Origin of the sequence: Chryseobacterium sp. S90 (assembly GCF_047444895.1) — a bacterium.
In the GTDB taxonomy this organism is placed as follows: Bacteria; Bacteroidota; Bacteroidia; order Flavobacteriales; family Weeksellaceae; genus Chryseobacterium.
On record NZ_JBLGCX010000010.1, the window covers coordinates 1 to 20114 of the forward strand.

Annotated in this window: 19 protein-coding genes and 2 tRNA genes; 9 read left to right on the forward strand and 12 right to left on the reverse strand. The window is 35.2% G+C overall.

What is annotated here, in order from left to right; all coding sequences use genetic code 11:
* Position 1: 1 nt before the first annotated feature.
* The 5 genes from ACLMCG_RS20765 to ACLMCG_RS20785 form a co-directional block, all read right to left on the reverse strand.
* Positions 2-73, reverse strand: a tRNA-Glu gene (locus ACLMCG_RS20765).
* 10 nt (positions 74-83) lie between these two features.
* Entirely contained in the window at positions 84-338 is a 255-nt protein-coding gene (gene rpsT, locus ACLMCG_RS20770; RefSeq protein WP_002983073.1) for a 30S ribosomal protein S20, read from the reverse strand.
* Between the two features lie 66 nt (positions 339-404).
* The gene (locus ACLMCG_RS20775; protein WP_047380487.1) at positions 405-725 is read right to left on the reverse strand and encodes a hypothetical protein; all 321 of its coding nucleotides are present in this window, start codon (positions 723-725) and stop codon (positions 405-407) included.
* A 374-nt stretch (positions 726-1099) separates the two neighbouring features.
* A tRNA-Glu gene (locus tag ACLMCG_RS20780) sits at positions 1100-1171 on the reverse strand.
* 59 nt (positions 1172-1230) lie between these two features.
* The gene (locus tag ACLMCG_RS20785; RefSeq protein ID WP_223598510.1) at positions 1231-2517 is read right to left on the reverse strand and encodes an N-acetylmuramoyl-L-alanine amidase family protein; all 1287 of its coding nucleotides are present in this window, start codon (positions 2515-2517) and stop codon (positions 1231-1233) included.
* A 53-nt stretch (positions 2518-2570) separates the two neighbouring features.
* Between ACLMCG_RS20785 and ACLMCG_RS20790 the strand changes: the two genes are divergently transcribed.
* The 3 genes from ACLMCG_RS20790 (at position 2571) to ACLMCG_RS20800 (ending at position 6125) form a co-directional block, all read left to right on the forward strand.
* Positions 2571-5156: a putative LPS assembly protein LptD gene (locus ACLMCG_RS20790; RefSeq protein WP_223598511.1), complete on the forward strand. Its 2586-nt coding sequence runs from the start codon at positions 2571-2573 to the stop codon at positions 5154-5156.
* 133 nt (positions 5157-5289) lie between these two features.
* Positions 5290-5670: a RidA family protein gene (locus tag ACLMCG_RS20795; RefSeq protein WP_034694591.1), complete on the forward strand. Its 381-nt coding sequence runs from the start codon at positions 5290-5292 to the stop codon at positions 5668-5670.
* Positions 5670-6125 carry a hypothetical protein gene (locus ACLMCG_RS20800; protein WP_047376540.1) on the forward strand — a complete coding sequence of 152 codons (456 nt, stop codon included), beginning with the start codon at positions 5670-5672 and terminating at the stop codon, positions 6123-6125. The genes ACLMCG_RS20795 and ACLMCG_RS20800 overlap by 1 nt, the downstream gene beginning before the upstream one ends.
* 71 nt (positions 6126-6196) lie before the next feature.
* Here ACLMCG_RS20800 and ACLMCG_RS20805 read toward each other — a convergent pair whose 3' ends face one another.
* A complete protein-coding gene (locus ACLMCG_RS20805) occupies positions 6197-7732 on the reverse strand; it encodes a trypsin-like peptidase domain-containing protein (protein WP_223598512.1) in 1536 nt (511 codons plus the stop codon).
* Positions 7733-8095: 363 nt separating this feature from the next.
* On the opposite strand from ACLMCG_RS20805, the gene ACLMCG_RS20810 reads away from it, so the two are divergent.
* Entirely contained in the window at positions 8096-9457 is a 1362-nt protein-coding gene (locus ACLMCG_RS20810; protein WP_223598513.1) for a rhodanese-related sulfurtransferase, read from the forward strand.
* Between the two features lie 62 nt (positions 9458-9519).
* On the forward strand, positions 9520-10095 hold the full coding sequence (locus ACLMCG_RS20815; RefSeq protein ID WP_413961128.1) for a 5-formyltetrahydrofolate cyclo-ligase: 576 nt from the start codon (positions 9520-9522) through the stop codon (positions 10093-10095).
* Here ACLMCG_RS20815 and ACLMCG_RS20820 read toward each other — a convergent pair.
* Together ACLMCG_RS20820 and ACLMCG_RS20825 are read right to left on the reverse strand one after the other, a co-directional pair.
* Positions 10044-10625 (reverse strand): hypothetical protein, encoded by a 582-nt coding sequence (locus tag ACLMCG_RS20820; RefSeq protein ID WP_413961129.1) that lies wholly within the window; start codon positions 10623-10625, stop codon positions 10044-10046. The two genes, ACLMCG_RS20815 and ACLMCG_RS20820, sit on opposite strands and share 52 nt — an antisense overlap.
* The gene (locus ACLMCG_RS20825) at positions 10609-11790 is read right to left on the reverse strand and encodes a hypothetical protein (RefSeq protein WP_413961130.1); all 1182 of its coding nucleotides are present in this window, start codon (positions 11788-11790) and stop codon (positions 10609-10611) included. The genes ACLMCG_RS20820 and ACLMCG_RS20825 overlap by 17 nt, the downstream gene beginning before the upstream one ends.
* A gap of 183 nt (positions 11791-11973) precedes the next feature.
* Here ACLMCG_RS20825 and ACLMCG_RS20830 point away from each other — a divergent pair, with 183 nt between their 5' ends.
* A complete protein-coding gene (locus ACLMCG_RS20830) occupies positions 11974-12315 on the forward strand; it encodes a hypothetical protein (RefSeq protein ID WP_047376546.1) in 342 nt (113 codons plus the stop codon).
* 129 nt (positions 12316-12444) lie between these two features.
* On the opposite strand, the gene ACLMCG_RS20835 is transcribed toward ACLMCG_RS20830, so the two are convergent.
* The 4 genes from ACLMCG_RS20835 to rmuC all read right to left on the reverse strand — a co-directional run bounded on the left by ACLMCG_RS20835 (position 12445) and on the right by rmuC (position 16469).
* Positions 12445-13212, reverse strand: coding sequence for a TrmH family RNA methyltransferase (locus ACLMCG_RS20835; RefSeq protein WP_413961131.1), 768 nt, complete (start codon positions 13210-13212; stop codon positions 12445-12447).
* A gap of 23 nt (positions 13213-13235) precedes the next feature.
* Positions 13236-14024, reverse strand: coding sequence for a lysostaphin resistance A-like protein (locus ACLMCG_RS20840; RefSeq protein ID WP_413961132.1), 789 nt, complete (start codon positions 14022-14024; stop codon positions 13236-13238).
* A gap of 90 nt (positions 14025-14114) precedes the next feature.
* Positions 14115-14951 (reverse strand): LytTR family transcriptional regulator DNA-binding domain-containing protein, encoded by an 837-nt coding sequence (locus tag ACLMCG_RS20845; protein WP_413961133.1) that lies wholly within the window; start codon positions 14949-14951, stop codon positions 14115-14117.
* Between the two features lie 12 nt (positions 14952-14963).
* On the reverse strand, positions 14964-16469 hold the full coding sequence (rmuC, locus tag ACLMCG_RS20850; protein WP_413961134.1) for a DNA recombination protein RmuC: 1506 nt from the start codon (positions 16467-16469) through the stop codon (positions 14964-14966).
* A 184-nt stretch (positions 16470-16653) separates the two neighbouring features.
* Here rmuC and ACLMCG_RS20855 point away from each other — a divergent pair, with 184 nt between their 5' ends.
* The 3 genes from ACLMCG_RS20855 to ACLMCG_RS20865 all read left to right on the forward strand — a co-directional run bounded on the left by ACLMCG_RS20855 (position 16654) and on the right by ACLMCG_RS20865 (position 20112).
* Positions 16654-17328, forward strand: a complete 675-nt coding sequence (locus ACLMCG_RS20855) for a response regulator transcription factor (protein WP_309434704.1) — start codon at positions 16654-16656, stop codon at positions 17326-17328.
* Positions 17329-17330: 2 nt separating this feature from the next.
* On the forward strand, positions 17331-18692 hold the full coding sequence (locus ACLMCG_RS20860; protein WP_413961135.1) for an ATP-binding protein: 1362 nt from the start codon (positions 17331-17333) through the stop codon (positions 18690-18692).
* 145 nt (positions 18693-18837) lie between these two features.
* Complete coding sequence (locus ACLMCG_RS20865) at positions 18838-20112, forward strand: TolC family protein (RefSeq protein WP_413961136.1); 1275 nt, start codon at positions 18838-18840, stop codon at positions 20110-20112.
* Positions 20113-20114 lie beyond the last annotated feature (2 nt).

Consider the following 20114-nt stretch of genomic DNA (forward strand, 5'->3'; position numbering starts at 1 on the left):
GTAGCCCGTAGGGGAATCGAACCCCTCTTACCAGAATGAAAATCTGAGGTCCTAACCGATAGACGAACGGGCCAGCTATATTTTTACGCTAATTTGTTAACGTGCTTTGTCAATTTGCTTTTCAAGTTAGCTGCTTTGTTCTTGTGGATAATATTTTTCTTAGCTAATTTATCCAATAAAGCGATAACTTTTGGCAGTTGTTCTGTAGCAGCAGCTTTGTTCTCTTCATTTCTTAAAGCTTTTAAAGCTGTTCTAGCAGTCTTGTGGTAATATCTGTTACGAAGTCTTCTAGTTTCGTTTTGTCTGATTCTCTTTAGTGCTGATTTATGATTTGCCATATCGTTTAAATGTGAGTGCAAAACTATAAACTTTTTTTAAAACTACCAAATTTATTTTCAAAAATTTTAATTTTCTTCTGAAAGGTACTTTCTTAGTTTATTTATTGCTTGTTCTATTTTTAAATTTTCTTGTTCTTTTTCTAATTTTTTGATCGTATTTCCCAGCATGATCAATGCATTATTCCATTCTCCAGTCGTGTTGGTGAAAGTGAGTCCGTCAATTGTTACTTCAAAAGCAACCCTCTCTCCAGTCCTGTAAAGTCTGAAACTGATTTTATCATCTCTGCCTGTAATCCCGTCTTCATTGATTTGTAAATCGTAACTTTTTGGGTTAGAGTGGATTTTCTTAAAAAGCAATTTTGCTTCTTGTATTTTTAAATCCGGCATGATATAAAATTTGGTAGCTTGTAGAAAACTACAAACAATGATTTATCAATATTATTTTTCATCAGTGCTGCCATATTTGGGTGACCAACCATGGCTAAAATTTTTGCAAATATAATGCTTTTGTGACATATAACATAAATGGAATGAATTTTTACGATAAAAGTAAAGGTTCTATATTATAATGATAGTAATTTTCAGGTTGTTAGAATGTCCCAATTTCTAATAATTCTGTCAGAACATTGTAAAAGTCCTGAGAATTTTAACCTTAAAAGAGTTGTTAAAAAATATCCGGGGTTAATTTTTGAAAGTAAAATACAACGAAAAATAAGCCATAAAAAAACCTTTAACGAGTCCGTTAAAGGTTTGTAAATTTGTAGCCTATAGGGGAATCGAACCCCTGTTGCAAGAATGAAAATCTTGAGTCCTGACCACTAGACGAATAGGCCAAATTTTGAGGTTGCAAAAGTAATCATTAACTTTTTAACTTCAAAATTATTTTTTTTAATTATTTATACACTTTTTGTATCACCGTGTTTTTGATACCTTTAGCTTCAAGTTCCTTTTGAAGTTTGGCTGCATCTTCTAACGTGTATACTTTTCCATAGGTATAATAAAAAACGCCATTGTCTTTCTCTCTTTCTACGTCTTTCAGGTTCTGAAGGATATAAGAATTACCATTCAGCTTATCCCCGGAGTATACCTCTATGGTGTAATATCCCATATTAATCCTTTGATTAGGCATAAATCCTACGGCAAAAGCATTTCTAAAGCCTGCATCCTTGGCTGTTTTAAGATTAATATCTTTTACGGAAGCCATATTGGTTACAGCATAGTAATACTTGTATTGTCCGTTCTCCTTAAGAGTAAGAATATAGTTCAGTCCTTTCAGGGCGGGATCATTTTCATTGTATTTCGTAGGAGAACTCATCAATAGAATTCTGAAATCATTTTTTAAAGGAACTTCTGCCGGTTTTTCAGGCTCTGGCTTTCTGACAGCAATAGAACCGCCGGATTTTCTGTCAACTGCTTTTTTATAATCAATAATCGCATTGTAAATACTTTCTGCAATTTCAGTCTGTCCTTTGTCTGAAGCTATGTAGTGGCTTTCTTCCGGATGGTTAATGAAACCTGTTTCTATCAGTACAGATGGCATGGCATTCATACGGAGAACGTGAAGGTTTTTCTGGAAAACTCCTCTTGAAGAACGCTTATCTTTATTCACGAAGTTATCCTCTACCAATCCTCCCAAAAGAAGACTTGACTCGAGATACTTGTTCTGCTGAAGTTTTAAGGCAATCAATGACTCCGGAGAATCAGGGTTATAGGATCCGAAGGTCTGCTTATCTTTTTCATCCAGGAAGATCACGTCATTTTCCCTTTTGGCTACTTCAAGATTTTCATTGTTCTGGTTAGGTCCCTGTACATATGTTTCTGTACCATAAGCTGTAGGCCTTTGTGAAGAATTACAGTGAATTGATACGAAAAGATCTGCTTTGCTCCTGTTGGCCAGATTGGTTCTGTCAGATAAAGAAGGATACTCGTCAATCTTACGGGTATATATGACTTTGAAATCTCTGTTTTTCTCTAACATTGCGCCTACTTTTAATGTAATGGCAAGTGTAATGTCTTTTTCCGCGACTCTTCCGATATCAGAATAGGTCCTGTTGGCCCCATGATCACTTCCTCCGTGTCCCGCATCCAGAACGATAGTAAACTTCTTCTGAGAGAAAATAAAGTTGCTGGTAAGGATAAGGAGAAATGATAAAATTATTTTAAAATTTTGTTTGTGCATCTTACAGTTATAAAAATTATATTAATTTTGGGCCTTAATTATATATAATAAAATTGGCCAAAACCGTCCTCAAAAATATATTACAAATTTTAATTATCCTAATTTTTAACAATTTTTTAGCACAGAAAACTCCTGAAAAATTGCCTAAAAATGCGGTTAATGATACTATTTCCAAAAAGGATACCATAGTTGTAAAAAAAGAAACTTTGGATGATGTTCTTCGCACAAAAGCTGATGATCAGAGAAGAGACATCCCAAAAAAAATGACTTTTCTGAACAAAAATGCGCAGGTGAAGTATCAGGATATGCAGATTGATGCAGACTATATTTCAATAGATGATAATAAAAATCTGATCTACGCCAGAGGAAAGCAAGACTCTTTAGGAAAAATTATAGAACCTGTAATCACCACACAGGCCGGGAAAAAATACGAAACCAACGAATTCAGCTATAACACAAAAACCAAACAGGCCATCGCCTTCAATGCAAGAACAGAAGAAAGCGAAGGAGTAATTATAGCTCAGAAGACCAAAAAATATAACGACTCCGTATTCGCAATGAGAAAAGCGGATTATACCACGGATGATTATTTCATTAAGAAAAAAGATACGGCTGCGGATTATTTTATGAGAGCTTATAATATCAAGCTGATTAAAACTAAAACAAAATCCCAGATTGTAACAGGACCTATCCAAATGTTTATCGAGCAGGTTCCTACACCTCTTTACCTTCCGTTTGCTATTTTACCGTTTTCAGATAAAAGAGCAGCAGGTATCCTGATTCCAAGTTTCGGGGAAAGGGAAGATGTAGGGTTTTTCCTTAACGGAATAGGGTATTACCAGCCCATTGGAGAACATTTTGACGTAAAGGTTCTTGCTGATATCTATACAAAAGGAAGCTGGAACTTACGTCCTCAGGTAAATTATCAGAAGAAGTACCGTTACTCCGGAAACTTTACAGCGGATGTCGGAACCATGGTAAGAGGTATCAAAGGTCTGGACGATTATACTAAAAACAGTACCTATAGAATCAACTGGACGCATTCTCAGGATTCTAAAGCGAACCCTTTCCTGACATTCAGTGCCTCTGTAGATATCGTAAGTACAAAGTTTTATAACAACCCGCTTAACAACAACTATATTTTCAACCAGAATGTATTGAATACCCAGCAGAATTCTACGGTAACCCTTACCAAAAGATTTCTGAAACTTCCGGCAACAATTACAGGGACGGCTTCTTATTCACAGAACTTTGCAACAGGGCTGGCAGACCTTCGTCTTCCACAGATGAACGTAGCAATCAATCAGTTTTACCTGTTTAAATCAAGAACGGGAATAAGACAGGGACTTCTTGAAAATATTACAGTGAATACAGGTTTCAATCTTACCAATTTTGTTAATACTCAGGAGAACGAACTGTTTAAAAAAGAAATGTGGGACAAAATGCAGACGGGACTTAAAAATAATATCGCGTTGGCTACCAATACCACCGTGGCAAAATATTTCACGTTCAGTTTAAGTGCGAATATCGATAATGCATTGACTACAAAAACACTGAACAGATTCTATGACCCGGTAAAGAATGTAACAGTGGATGAGATCAATAAGAACTTTACAGGATATTCTACATTCTCTACTTCTGCCAGTCTTCAGACTACGCTTTTCGGAATGATGAAATTCAAAAAAGGGTCTGCAATAGAAGCGGTACGACATATGATGACACCAAGTGTCAGCTTTACATACTCTCCGGATTTTTCAAGTCCAAATTTCGGATATTATAAAAATTATTACAATGCAACCGGAGCGTTGACTCCTTATTCTATTTTCGAGAAAGGAATCATAGGAAGTCCGTCAAGTGGAATGCAGGGAGCTTTAGGTTTCAATATCGGTAACAATATCGAGATGAAAGTAAAATCTAAAAGTGATTCTACAGGAGTTAAAAAAATCAAGATATTTGAATCTTTAAACCTTTCAGGAAGCTACAATTTTGCAGCGAATGATCATCCTTGGTCTGTGTTCTCAATCAACGGGCAGTCTTCATTCTTTAATAATAAACTTACGGTAAATACCAGCCTTGCACTGGAACCTTATAAAATCGATTTCTCTTCCGGCCAGGATACTGGGGTAAGAACAGAGCAGTTCGGGCACTTCAGTGTACAGGGATTCAATGTTCAGCTGTCTTATCCTTTAAGCAGCGAAATTTTTGGAGAGAAAACAGATTATGCTAAAAAATATTCTTCAAAAGGAGAGGTCCGAAATGAAAATTATTATTTTGATGATGATCATTATGCTCATTTTGACCAGGCATGGACTTTAAATATCAGTGCAAACTATGCCTATTCAAAAGGACTGAGCAGATTTGCCAATAAGATTGCTTCCATAGGATTAGACGGAAGCCTTAAGCTGACTCCTTTCTGGAATATCACAGGAAGTACGCATTATGATATGGTGACTAAAGAATTGGCGTATACAAGAATTGGTTTCTCAAGAGATCAGCGAAGTTTTACGATCAATTTCAACTGGGTTCCTTTCGGGCAGTATAAAGTGTATGACTTCTTTATTGGTATCAAAGCCAATATCTTAAGTGATGCATTAAAGTACAAAGACAGAAGCTTTACCCAGCCTAATGCACCTTTCTAATATCAGATTGGCATTTGAGAATATAAATTTTATATTTGCAACCAAAATAAATTCTAATGAAATCACTACAGCTGAAATTTTATTGCCGGCAAAAGTGATGACATATGACCTTAGAAAAAAATAAATATCCGCTATGAAACAAATAATCAACACAGTTAATGCACCTGCAGCAATCGGCCCTTATTCACAAGCTAATATGGCAAACGGAGTTTTGTATATCTCCGGACAGATTCCTGTAGATCCTGCAACTGGTAAACTGGTAGAAGGAATTGAAAAAGAAACGCATCAGGTAATGAAAAACCTTGAGGCAATTCTTACTGAAGCTGGCATGACTTTCAAAAACGTTGTAAAAGCGACAATCTTCCTTAAGAGTATGGATGATTTTGCTGTAATGAATGATATCTATGCTTCTTACTTAGATTCAGAAAGTTATCCTGCCCGTGAAACAGTACAGGTTTCTTGCCTGCCTAAAAATGTGGATATCGAAATTTCTATGATCGCACATCAGGATTAATGAATTTTATAAGAAATACAATTGCGGTTCTGGTAGGTCTTGGTATTGCAGGACTTATTATTACTCTTGGTATAAGGGTTTTTCCGCAATGGGTTACTTTTGAGGCTTTTGCTCCGTTTGAGCACTGGCAGAGGTTTCTTTTCAGTATGAAAGATGATCAGGCGTTCTTTGGCTTCCTGTTGTTTATTTCCGGATTGGGAACTACTATTGGTGGCGTTGCAACAGCTATCATCGTTAAATATGCTAAAGTAGCTTATGCCATCCTGATCGGTTTTATTATGCTATTTATCGCGATGCTGGATGTAATTATATTTCCTTACCATCCTACATTTTATAAGATCTCTATTTTCCTTACGTTCTTTCCGTTTTCATGGATTGGGGGTAAGATTGTAGAAGTTATTTATGAGCGGAATAAGCAGAAAAGAATTGCTGAAAAAATGAATAAGCCTAAATAAATAATAAAAAAACGCTGCAGATCTTTGCAGCGTTTTTTTGTTGATATGAAGAACTAATTTTGTTTTTCTGATTAAGGCATTTTAAATCCTTTTGTATAGATTCTTCCGTAGTCATCTACAAATTTTACCTGTACATTTCCTTGGTATTTATCCAGGATCTTTTCTACATCTTTCTGAGAATTTACAGGCTTGCCGTTTACTTCAATGATGATGTAGTTGTCTACAATTCCAATTTTAGCCATTTCACTGCCTTCAGATACGCTTTTGGCAACAACACCACTGTTCAGCCCGTATTCTGTTTTGAAACGCTCTGTAAGAGGCTCAAATTCAGCTCCGATTTTTTCAGTGACGCTCAGGTCAGCTTTAGTTCTCGTAGAAGTACCTCCTTTCTGGTCTCTAAGTGTTACAGTAGCAGTACCGTCTTTACCGTTTCTTGAATACGTTACCTGAACTTTATCGCCAGGACGCTTGCTTCCGATTGACATTGAAAGATCAGCAAAATCTGTTATATCGTAGTTATCTACTTTAGTAATAATATCTCCTTTTTTCAATCCTGCATCTTCAGCACCGCTGTTGTCACCGAATCCTGTAATATAAATTCCTGAACCAACTTTCAGACTCGTCTTGAACTGTTTGTTGTATGAAGTTACCAACTGATCGTTTGAAAGGTCTAAAGACTGAACACCTAAGAATCCTCTCTGTACAATTCCGAATTTCTTGATATCCTCAACAATTTTTCTGGCTAAGTTAGAAGGAACCGCAAATCCGTATCCCTGATAATATCCTGTAGTAGACTGGATGGCAGAGTTGATCCCGATAAGTTCCCCATTTGTATTCACCAAAGCTCCTCCTGAGTTACCCGGGTTGATTGCAGCATCCGTCTGGATAAAACTTTCAATAGGATTAGCTGCTTTCCCCTGGCTGCTTAAAATTCCGATCCCTCTTCCTTTAGCTGAAACAATACCTGCTGTTACCGTTGAGTTTAATCCAAGTGGATTTCCTACTGCAAGCACCCATTGTCCTACATCGATATTGTCTGAATTCGCAAAATTTAAATAAGGAAGACCTTTTTCTTCAATCTTTAATAGAGAAATATCTGTATTTGGGTCAGTCCCTACCAAAGTAGCGATATATGATTTTTTGTTGCTCAATACTACTTCCAGTTTATTGGCACCTGCAACCACGTGGTTATTGGAAATGATGTAACCGTCCGGAGAGATGATAACACCTGAACCCATTCCCGATGGCATATTGTCAGGAGCCTGTTGTTGCTTCTGTCTCTGCTGGCCCTGGCCTCTTCCCCCGAAAGGATCCCCGAAGAAAAAGTCAAATAAATCCTGCTCTGAAGCTCTGCTTGCTGTTCTGCTTTGGTAATTTTTGATGGTAACTACAGCCGGAACGGTTGTTTTGGCTGCTTTCACAAAATCGTCGCCTACTGCTCCTGTATTCATTCCTGCGAATGAAGTATTAGGTGCGGACGTTGTGAAGTAAGATTGATCTCCATTGTTGGAGTTGTGTCCTAAATATTGTATGGCTCCAACGGTAGTAGCTCCGGAAATTACTCCTACTACTGCAAATGGTAATAGTTTTTTTAAAGTACTCTTCATTGTATATCTTTCTTGTTTATTAATTAATTTCTTTTTTATGTTTTTGAGTAAACAAATTTAATGTTAAATAAGTAAGCAATTAGTATGCTATGTTTCAATTTTAACTAAAATTTAACGGCTATTATGTCATTTTATGCCTTATGTCATAATTGTTAATGCCAAGGTTAACAAAACTTAAAAAAATATTAAAGAAAATATGTCAGGTTATAGGGTATAAAATACATTCTGTTTTCCATTATTTATTGCCAATTATTCAATGTTGGCCGTTCATTATTCATTACCTGTGATTTGTGTCATAAATATACTTAATTCAAAAATTATTATCTTTGCAAAAATTTTATTCTCACTTAAAACGTTTATAGCATGCAACTGTATAACACCTTAAGCGCAGAAGAAAGAGCTCAACTTATTGATGAAGCCGGTAAAGACCGTCTTACTTTGTCTTTCTATGCGTATGCCAAAATTGAAGATCCCAAAAAATTTCGCGACGAATTATTTATAGCCTGGAACGCACTGGATGCGCTTGGCCGTATTTATGTAGCAAAAGAAGGAATTAATGCTCAGATGAGTGTTCCTGCAGATCAGTTTGAGGCTTTCCGAAATACGCTGGAAGTTTATGATTTTATGAAAGGAATCCGTTTGAATGTCGCTGTTGACCAGGATAACTATTCTTTTTTAAAATTGACAATTAAGGTTAGAAATAAAATTGTTGCAGACGGTTTGAACGATGAAACTTTTGATGTTACCAATAAAGGAATTCACTTAAAGGCTCAGGAGTTCAATAATTTACTTGAAGATCCAAATACAATTGTCGTAGACTTCAGAAACCACTATGAAAGTGAAGTAGGCCACTTTGAAGGGGCGATTACTCCTGATGTGGAAAATTTCAGAGAGAGTTTACCCATTATCAACGAACAGTTACAAGACTTTAAAGAAGATAAAAATCTTTTGATGTACTGTACCGGAGGAATCCGTTGCGAAAAAGCCAGTGCTTACTTCAAACATCAGGGCTTTAAAAATGTTTACCAATTGGAAGGGGGAATCATTGAGTATACCCGCCAGATCAAAGAAGAAGGAATAGAAAGTAAGTTTATTGGTAAAAACTTCGTATTTGACCACCGTTTAGGGGAAAGAATTACAGACGATATTATTTCACAATGCCACCAGTGTGGAAAACCATGTGATAACCATACCAACTGTGCTAATGATGCATGTCACCTTTTATTTATACAATGTGATGAATGTAAAGCGGCAATGGAAAACTGCTGTTCTACAGAATGCCTGGATACAATACATCTGCCTTGGGATGAACAGGTGAAACTAAGAAAAGGACTGCAGGTTGGGAATAAAGTATTCAGAAAAGGAAAATCTGATGCCTTGAAATTCAAAAATTCAGGCGATTTATCTGATAAACCTTTGGCAAAAGCTGAAACAAAGAATATCCGCCAAAAGATTGCTGTTAAAAAGGAATTGATTGGAAAGGCAGAACATTATTTCTCAAAATCAAAAATTGCACAGTTCTTAATTGAACAAAAAGATTTGTCAGTTGGAGATAAAGTATTAATTTCCGGTCCTACAACAGGAGAACAGGAAGTTACCATTACTGAAATCTATGCCAATGGCGGTCCTTGTGAAACTGCAAATATAGGAGATCAGATTACTTTCGAACTTCCATTCAGAGTTCGTTTATCTGATAAACTGTACAGAATTGTGCAAAACGCATAATCAATAATAGAACTTTAAAGCCTGTCGGTAACAATTATTTCAGTCAAAACAACTTAATAATTATGCTAAAAGCTGAGCTTAGAAAAAAATATACTCAAAAAAGAAAAGCCTTGTCTCCAGATGAGGCTTTCTTGTTATCTGAGAAAATTTTTGAAAATTTCATTCATCATTTTAACCCTCAGGAAGGAGAGAAGGTGCATATTTTCATCCCGATTCCGGCAAGAAAAGAAATTGATACCCAAATCTTCATTCGGTATTTTTTAGATAAGAATATCCGTGTGTATGTTCCTAAAATTGTTGGTGATAAGCTTATTAGTATTGAAATCTTTGAAGATACTGTTTTTGAAACCAACAGCTGGGGGATTTCAGAACCTGTTTCCAATGAAAATTCGGGTGAGAATAACTTTCAATATGTGATTACTCCATTGCTGTATTGTGACAGAAAAGGAAACAGAGTAGGGTATGGGAAAGGTTTTTATGATGGGTTATTCCAGGATATCCTAGTAAAGACCAAAAAAATCGGAGTCAATTACTTTGACCCCGAAGAATATGTTGATGATGTCTGGGAAAATGATATTCCCGTCGATTATTTAGTTACTCCTACTGAAGTACTGTCTTTCTTAAGCGGTTGGGAATAGAAATCTAAAAAGTAGAATTTAAATTCCTTTTTGAGCTTGGAAGTAGACAGCAATATGTATTGTGCATTCTTTTCAAAGCTTCCCAAAGATTTGTTTTTACTATCAAAATATTCCACATTAAACTTGGCATAGTCTAATGTATCTTTTTTATAGAATTCTTTATAAACATTCAGGTTACTCACCTTTGCTGTTTTCACTTTCATGCTATCCAGTTCCTTCAGTAATTTTTTAAAGGTCACAGAATCCGGTTTGTGAAAATAGCTTTCCATTTGTGAATAAATAACGGTGTCTATTTCTGTATTTCTGTTTCCGGATAGGTAAAGGGTAGACAGGTCAAAAAGTTCCTGAACTTTCTGTTTGGTAATGGAATTAATCGCCTGCATGCTGTCCATCTGTACTGCAGGATAACTCTTTTCATTGTTGCTGTTTCGTAGCTTATCTAGGTCGCTTACCTCTGAAGTTTTATTATTACAGGCAATAAATAATGCCAGAAGTACGGTAAAAATTAAAAAATTACTTATTCTTTTCATTTGTGGTAGCAATTTTAAATTTGATGGATACAATCTTACCTTTGTTATCCTTTTTCATTTCTATTACATTCAGGTTTTTCAGTGAAGTCGTTGGAGTGGTTACCAGAGTAATGTATTTCTGTTTATCCAGTCTTTCTATTCCGTAGGTATCATTGTCATATACCTGGTAGATCACTGCACTGCTGCTGATCAGATTCTCCAGCTGACTTCTTTTCTGCTTAATAAGAGCAACTTGTTCGTCCGGATTTCCTCCTTTGATATCTTTTATCGAGAAATAATACACTGCCATCTTATAATCATCCGGCTTTAGTTCTATTTTTTCCTCTTCAGGCGCATTTTCAAGGTTTCTATTGACTTCCAGGGGCTCATAGAAAGGAGCGCTGATACGCATTTTTAAATTTTTATCCTTAGTAGAATAATAAAAACACTCACCAGGTTTTATTTTATACATCAATGGAGATTCGTTTTCCTTCACCACCATTATTTCTAAAGTGTTGATTACAGAAACTCCTCTGTCCTTGTCAATGAAACAATATTTATAAGTTTTAGAAAAAAGAACGTCTTTAAATCCTAAAAGACCAGTGATTGTAATTAAAACGGAAGTAACCAATGCCCAGGCGTTCTTTTTAAAGAAATTTTTCTTAGGCTGTGCAGATGAAATTTCAATTTCCTGAGTAGTATTTTTATTTTGGTTAACTTGTTGATTTTCAGTAATTGATTTTTGTAAATCAGTGTTTTCTGGGGTGGTGTTTTCGGTTTTTTTAGGCTGAAATTCAGTTTTTGGAATTTCAGGGGCTGTAGAAACTGTTTTCTCAAGTTCATTGATTTCTTCCTCCTCCAGATTTTCATTTTCCTGCAGCAGTTCACCCGCAAAAAGGTGCAGTTTCTTAAACTCATACCAAGAGTCGTAACCTGCATAAATACTCAATAAATTGAGCATGTCTATCCTTGGTAATTTAGTAACCGGTGAACTTTTGAAATAGGTATAAAATGACTTTTCACTAATGTTACCTTTTGCTTTTTTGCGCAGGTCTTCCTGAAAATATATTATATCAATACCCTTCCACTTGGATATATCATCCTGCGAAGGGGTATGTTCTTTTAAGTATTGACCCTGAACATCCTTTTTTAGCTGCTCAAAGTGTAATAGATCTAAATCTGTCAATTTTTCAAAAAATAATTAAATTGTTGATTATCAGTTATGTTTTTTTGTAAAACTATTTTACAAAGGTATTACAATTATTTTTCATAAACAAATTTTCTAACTGCTATACCTTTGTCTTGTTCAAATAACAGAACAGAAGAAAATTTTATAAAACAATATTAACAAAATTAAATTTAATTTATTATGAAAAAGTCATTATTCGTAGCTGCTATCGCTGCAATCTCTCTAGTTGCTTGTAAAAAAACTGAAGCTACTTCTACTGAAGGAGCAACTGATTCTGCTGCTGCTACTGTAGCTGATTCTGCTGCTGTAGTTTCTGATTCAGCTGCTAAAGTTGTTGATTCTGCTGCAACTACTGCTGTAGAAGCTACTAAAGATGCTGCTGCTGCTACTACTGCTGCTGGTGCTGAAGTTGCTAAAGATGCTGCTAAAGGAGCTGGAGAAGCTGCTAAAGGAGCTGCTGATGCTGCTAAAGGAGCTGCTGACGCTGCTAAAGATGCTGCAAAAGACGCTGCTAAGAAATAATTCTAGCATACGCTTAACAATAAAAGAACCGTTTCACTCAGTGAGACGGTTTTTTTATGCTTAGTCATTGCGAGCCGAAGGCGAAGCAATATCATTATAATAAAGTCAGAAGGACTAATCAAATATTATTTATCCTTTCTTTTGTTTTAAAGATTCATAGCAGGTAATCGCTACTGCATTGCTCAGATTTAAAGAATCAATGCTTCCGGCCATCGGGATCAATGTGTTTTTTCCTTTTCCGATCCAGAAATCACTCAATCCAGAATGTTCAGTACCGAATAATACTGCTGAACGCTGTGTGAAATCTCTCTTATAAAGATCTTCTGCACTTTCATCCATCAACGTAGTATAAATATTGAAGCTGTTTTTTTGCAGAAATTCTAATGTTCCTTCATTTTCAGCCTGATATACTTCCATCCCGAAAAGACAGCCTACACTAGATCTGATCACATTAGGGTTATAAAAATCTGTTTTTCCATCAGCAACAATCAGAGCATCTACTCCAAATGCTTCGCAGCTTCTTAAAATAGCTCCCAGGTTTCCTGGTTTTTCTACTCCTTCAACAACAATTACCGTAGAATTTTCTTTAGGTACAAATGATGAAAGAGGTGTTTCTTTTGCCTGATAGATCCCGATAATGCCTTCGGAACTGCCTCTGTATGCTATTTTTTCATATACCTTTTCACTTACATAATGGATTTTCCCCTTAGGAAGGACTCCTTTAAAGATATTTTCGCAAATAAAGAATTCCAGCGGTTCAAAATGATACTGCATCGCTCTTTCATTTTCCTGCTGGCCCTCTACTACAAAAACTTTTGATTTTTTACGAAACCTGTTGTCAGTAAGGAGCTTAGTGACATTTTTTATTTTTTCGTTTTGAAAACTTTCTATCAACATTCCGCAAAATTATGCAAAATTTATCATTGAACTTCTCTGGTTTTGATAAAAAGGCTTTTCCATGTAACTTCAAATGCGATTTTATTTTTTCTTTTTAAATAAATAACAATGGTTATAATAGCAGCAATGGAAAAGAATTTGTAGAGATTTCCATAAAAATTGCCTGAAACATTCTCTGAAACAGTAAAGATTTCCCAGTACAGGTTCATAAAGAAATGAAGAAATATAGCAGTCCAAAGATTATATTCCGATTCAAAATATACCCAGACAAAGAATAAAGACCCAAGAAATGTAATAGTGAATATTTCTATAAGCTCTGTTATATCCTGACTTTGGTATAAATGGACCTGTGCAAACAATAGAGATCCGAACAGGGCTGATGATAAGAAACCCAGTCTGGTAAACCTATATAATATTCCTATAAGAAAAGCTCTGAAAATAATTTCTTCAAAAAAGGCTGAAGATAATGTGTTGATAAACAGGGATTCAAAATCTATTTTTCCAGCTGTTTTAAAATGAATCAGATATCCGATAAGCATGGGAAGGGTTCCTGTGAAAGCTAAGCTAAATCCCTTGATAATGGATTTGTTTAGAGAAAAAAGATCCGAAGTACTTCTTTTAGGTAACAGAATTTTTAAAGTGATTATCAATGGAATTAAGGTCATTGAATAAGCTATCACATGGGCGATTGATTTGCTGTGAAATACGTTTTTTGAAAAGACCTGAATGCTTTTGAAACAGAATTGATCAAAGAAATAATAGGCTGTAAAACCCAGAATAAAGATTGAAAAGAAGCTGATGTTTTTACTCATATCATTAAATTTTGAGCAAAAATGTAGCTTTAGATCAGTACGTTCAAGTTAATGTGATGAATGACAAAGAATAGTGACGAATGACAAAATTTATGAATTTTGTCTTTGCAGCTGTGGGATAATTTTGGAAATAAAACTTCTTGAAACAGGGATTTCAAAATCAATTTCCGGGAGAATTAATTTATATCCCTGAGCATTTCCTTTAAGGTTCTTGACCTTTTCAAGATTGACAATATAAGAACGATGGCATTTTTTAATGGAATTGGTTTCGATCTGCTGTAAAGCGTTGGATAAACTGATTCTGACCAGTAATTTTTTTACAATATTATTTTCTAAAAAGTAAAATGTACAATAGTTTTCCATTGACTGAACGCATAGAAAATAGTTTTCATTAATGCTCAATTCGATATTCTGTGCTGATATCTGTAATATATTTTCCTGTAATTTAGGAACAGAAACCGGAAGATGCTGAGAAATATTCCGGGCAGTATTTTCATGAATATTTTTTAAATAGATATACCGCGATAAAATATATATGATAGAAATTGGGATGCCGACTGCCAGAGAATAAAGCAACATATAAAAATAATTACCGAGATCAAGTTGTACGTGACTTACGAACAATGAATTGTAAAAGTAGGATAGAATTGATCCTAAGAATAAAATGAAAATTATTTTTAAAAGCTCTGCCCCAATATTCCAGTTACTAAAACGGGAAGTCATAAGATTAGCTATGAAAAATGCGGTTCCGAAAATAATGCAATAGGGAAAAAGTAATAAAAACTTATAGGGATGATGAAAGGTTTCCGTACCGAAAGGTTGAAAAATAATCAAAAACAGATACACCAAAATTCCTGCTCCCAGAGAAGAAACGAAAATTTCTTTGAAAGATTCGGATTTTGGATAAGGGTATGTAAATGAAAACATAAAATCGGAGATTTAGCTTTCTGATGGATCAATGAGATTGCTGTTGTCAATAAGACTTTGAGGTAGATCTTTTTTATTTTTAATTCCCAGCGATTTCAATTTTTGAGTCTGGATCACAAGGTTGTCGTTTCCGGTATGAAGCTGTTTGTAAGCATCGTTATAGACGTTTTTTGCCTGGTCAAGATTTCGTCCTACTTTTTCCAGGTTCTCTACAAAACCTACAAACTTGTCATACAGTCTGGCACCGCGTTCTGCAATTTCTATGGAGTTTCGGTTTTGATACTCGCGTTTCCAAAGATCAGCAATCAGTTTAAGCGAAGTGATAAGATTACTTGGATTCAGTAACAAAATTCTTCTTTCATATGCATAGTTCCAGAGATTCTGATCTGCCTGCATCGCTGCAATATAAGCGGGTTCACTAGGAATGAACATCATCACGAAATCCAATGATTTTCCATAGTCATCATATGCTTTTTGACTTAGCTGATTAATGTGGTTTTTAATTGAACCAAGATGCTGGCTCACTTTTATAGCATAAATATCAGCATCAGTTTCGTCTACCAGTTCTGTGAAAGCTGTAAGTGAGACTTTAGAATCGATGATGACATTTCTTTCATCAGGATATTTTACAACAGCATCCGGACGCATTTTTTTACCGGAAAATTCTGAGAATAAAGCCTTATTGTCTTCATCACGTAATTCATGTTCAAGGAAATATTCCCTTCCTTTTACCAAGCCTGATTTTTCAAGAATACTTTCCAGGATCATCTCGCCCCAATTTCCCTGGGTTTTGCTTTCTCCCTTCAGAGCGCGGGTTAGTTTTTTTGCATCATCAGAAATCTGTTGGTTCAGTTCTGCCAGTTCTTTTACTTTTTCAGCAAGAGAGAAACGTTCTTTATTTTCCTTTTCGTAAGCTTCATTGACTTTATTTTTTAAATCAGCTATTTTTTCCTGGAAAGGCTCAAGGATATTTTTTAAGTTATTTTGATTTAAAGCAGTAAACTTTTCTGTTTTTTCTTCTAAAATTTTATTGGCAAGATTTTCAAACTGAAGTTTAGAATCTTCCTGGATTTTAATAATTTCTTCTTTTTGGGTATCAAGAGATTTTTGCAGGCCTTCATTCTTAGCAGAAAGCTCAGAGTTTTTAGCAAAAAGAGTCTGCTTTTCAATAAGGTGAGTTTCTATTTGAGATACCTGTCGCTGATTGATTTGCTTCAAATCCTGAAATTGGATGTTTAAAGAAGAATATTCTGCGGAGATTTTAGAAAATTCATTTTTCAGATCGTCCAGAAGATCCTGTTGCAGCATATTGGCTTCTTTCTCTTTACTGATGTTTTGGTTAAGTTCCTGAATTTTCAGGTTTGAATTTTCAAGATCAGATTGATTTTTAATGGATAAGGTTTTCAATTCGTCATAAGAACTTCTTGAAACCATAGATGATTTCAATGCAAAATATAATATAACAGCGCCCAATATACCACCGGCAACAAATCCAATAATTAAATATATCATCTCCATTTTCCAAAATTATGAAAAAAGGCTGGAAGCTGCATGTGCAATAATCGTTGTTTGTTCTACTATTTTTAAAGGAGAAATAAACGTCTGGTAATTGTTTTATTGCATTCAATTATTTCCCTCTTCCATTATCTCAGGTTCCTTTCTGAACAAGAATGCCTATATTTATGGGAAATTTCAGTGACTTATGAATATTTTGTTGGTAGAAGATGATCAAAGAATCAGCAATTTTCTGATAAAAGGCCTTTCTGAGGCTGGATACAATCTGACCCTTGCCGACTCAGGAGAAAAGGCTCGTGAACTTCTTCATACCTATGATTTTGATATTATTTTAATGGACATCATGCTTCCCGGTTTGGATGGGATGCAGCTTACGCAGATCATACGATTTAAAGGAAATTATACTCCGATTTTAGTTTTAAGTGCATTGAACAGTCCGGATGATAAGATCAAAATGCTTGATATGGGTGCTGATGATTATCTCTCAAAACCCTTCCATTTTGAAGAACTGATTTCAAGAATTAAAGCGTTAACCAGAAGAAATAAATTAAGCTATCAGAAGGAAGATCAATATTTGTCGTGCGGAAATATTGTCATTGATACGGACCTTCACAAGGTAACGCAGAATGATAAGGAAATAGAATTTTCCCCTACAGAATATAAACTTTTTACTTTCCTGATGGAGAATAAAAATAAGGTATTGAGCAGGACTCAGATTTTGCATAAAGTATGGGGGATTGATTTTGATAACACCACCAATGTTGTGGATGTTTATATTTCTTATGTCCGAAATAAGATTGATGAAACAGAACAGAAAATTATTCATACCGTAAAAGGAACCGGATATTTAATTAAAGACTGAAAATGACGCTCAGAAATAGATTTACCCTTATTTCAAGCCTTTCATTCGGCATCGTTTCTATCATCACATCTGCGGTGATATTTTTTGCTTATTATGACAGTACTAAGATCTTTTATTTCGAAAAGCTAAGGAATACAGCTCTTATTTCTGCTATTTATTATCTTGAAAAAGATGAACTTCCAAAAGACAGACATGCCCAGATCAAGAAAGAGTACAATCATCTGATTCAGAATAACAGGGTAGCGGTTTACAATCAGAATAACGAAGTTACTTTTGGGCATAACCTTAATGATAAGAATATAAAGCTTTCCCATTTGCAGTCAGTTCGGACTAATAAAGGAATCCAGTTTATGTCTGATAACCAATTCTACTATGGAATTTTTTATCCGGACAATCAGGGGGATTTCGTAGTTTTTGTAAAATCATCAAATGATTCGTTTCAATCCCAGATATTGAGGCTTGCCATTATTATGCTTTCTGTATTGCTGATTGGTTTGCTGGCCATTTATTTTCTAAGCCGGTATCTTTCAAAGGTGGTTTATAAGCCTATTTCAAATGTTGTAGAGCTTATCAATAAAGTGGAGTACAACAATATTTCTACAGCAATTACTTCTACCAATACCAATGATGAGATTGAAGATCTTATTAAATCGTACAATAAACTGTTGGGAAGGATCTCAGAAAATGTGCTTTTACAGCAGAATTTTATCAATTATGTTTCTCATGAATTTAAAACTCCTTTGGCTGCAATCTCCGGGAATCTGGAAGTTTTCGCCCAAAGAGACAGAACTCCGGAAGAGTACAGGGAAGTAGCGAAAGAATCATTAGAAAATGTGTACGAGATTGAAAATATTCTCAACAATCTTTTGCTGATGTCCGGAATGACAAAGCTTGAGTCTTCTCATAAACAAATGAGGGTGGATGAACTCATCTGGAAAATTTATGAGAAATTGGAACCTAAGGCAAAAGAAAATAATTCATCCATTAAAATACAGCTTCAGGTAACAAAACCTGCTTTGTTGGAATTTCCGGGAAACGAAACACTGCTTTATCTTGCTATGTATAATATTGTTGAAAATGCGATTAAGTATTCTTACGATAAACCCGTAGTGCTTACTTTGTCTGAAAAAGAAAATCAACTGTATATTGAAGTTCGGGACGAAGGACGAGGAATTCCTACTGAAGATCTTGCTAAAATATCCGAAACTTTCTACAGGGGAAAAAATGTAGATACGGTGAAAGGAAGCGGAATTGGTTTATCCCTTTCAAAAAGTATCTTCGATCATCATCATATTGTTATGAAGATTGATTCTGTTGTCAACACCGGAACTACTGTCCTTCTTCAATTTCCGGTTCACTCATAATCGTGTTATTGGTGAAATTATTCGTGTTTTTTGTGTTTTAAAAAGTTCTAATCAAACTCTAATGTTGAACTAACCGAATTTTAATTTTCTTTAAAATTCCCTCTAATATTAGACGAATAGCTTTGTGGTCTTAAAATAAAAGATCTTGAAGAAGCTATTTTTAACCCTATTTTATATTCACTGTTTCAGTTTCTTTTCAGCGCAGATTTCAGATACTATGAAAATCAGCAGAAAGGAAGCTGAAACTATTTTTCTGGCTAAAAACCTTGACCTTATTGCACAGAAGCTTGAAATTTCACAAGCTGAAGCAAGAACTGTTCAGGCTAAATACTGGCCAAATCCCAAATTAAGCATCAGCGAAGTCAATCTATGGAGAACCTATGACATAGAAGAACAGCCGGCATTAATAGGAAACTGGGGAAAAAATACACAGATCTCTGCTGAAATAGAACAGGTGATTCAGACTGCGGGAAAGAGAAGAAAAAATATTGAGCTTCAGAAAATAGAAGTGGAAGGAGAGAAGTATGAACTGCAGGAAGTATTGCGTGAGCTTAAGAAAACACTGAGAAATACAATCACCGAAATTCTTTACAATCAGGAACAGCAGAAAATCTACCAGGGACAAATTGCTTCCATTGAGAAATTAACAAAATCCTATAACAATCAGTTAACGCTGGGAAATATCAGCAAAGCCGAATATGTCAGGCTGAAAGCACAGGAAATTGAATTCAAGAAAAAACTGATTTCATTAAAACAGGAAATTGAAGATCAGCAGGTAGAGCTGAAGGCTTTATTGATGCTGCCTTCTCAAACATATCTGGTGATTTCAGATTCATTTGTCATGCCGGAAAAACAACTTTCAGAGCTGGAAGTGAACCAATGGATGGAAAAGGCAAAAGAAAACCGCCCCGATATCATGATTGCAAAAAATAAAGAAAAACACGCTGTCAAAAATCTGGAGATTCAAAATGCGATGAAAACACCGGACGTAGCTGTTTCTATTGGATACGACCGTGGGGGAAATATCATGAAAGACTTTATAGGACTGGGAATTTCTATGGATTTGCCCATTTTCGACAGAAACAAAGGGAATATCCAGGAAGCGAAACTTGAAATCGAGAAAAGTAAGCTTGAGACCCGTAAAAATATGCTCAAATCAGAAAATGAAATTGTCTCTGTTTTCAGAAACTATATCAGAACACAGCAGGTTTCAGAAGAAATCGATGAAAGCTATGAATCTACATTGGATGGTTTGCTGGTAAGTCATGAGAAAAATTTCAGACTAAGAAATATCAGCATGCTGGAATACATGGATTTTCTGGATACCTACATCGGAAACAAAATGATCATACTGGATACAAAAAAAGAACTTAATCAATACTACGAAAACCTGCAGTATTTTGTGGGACAAGACTTATAAGA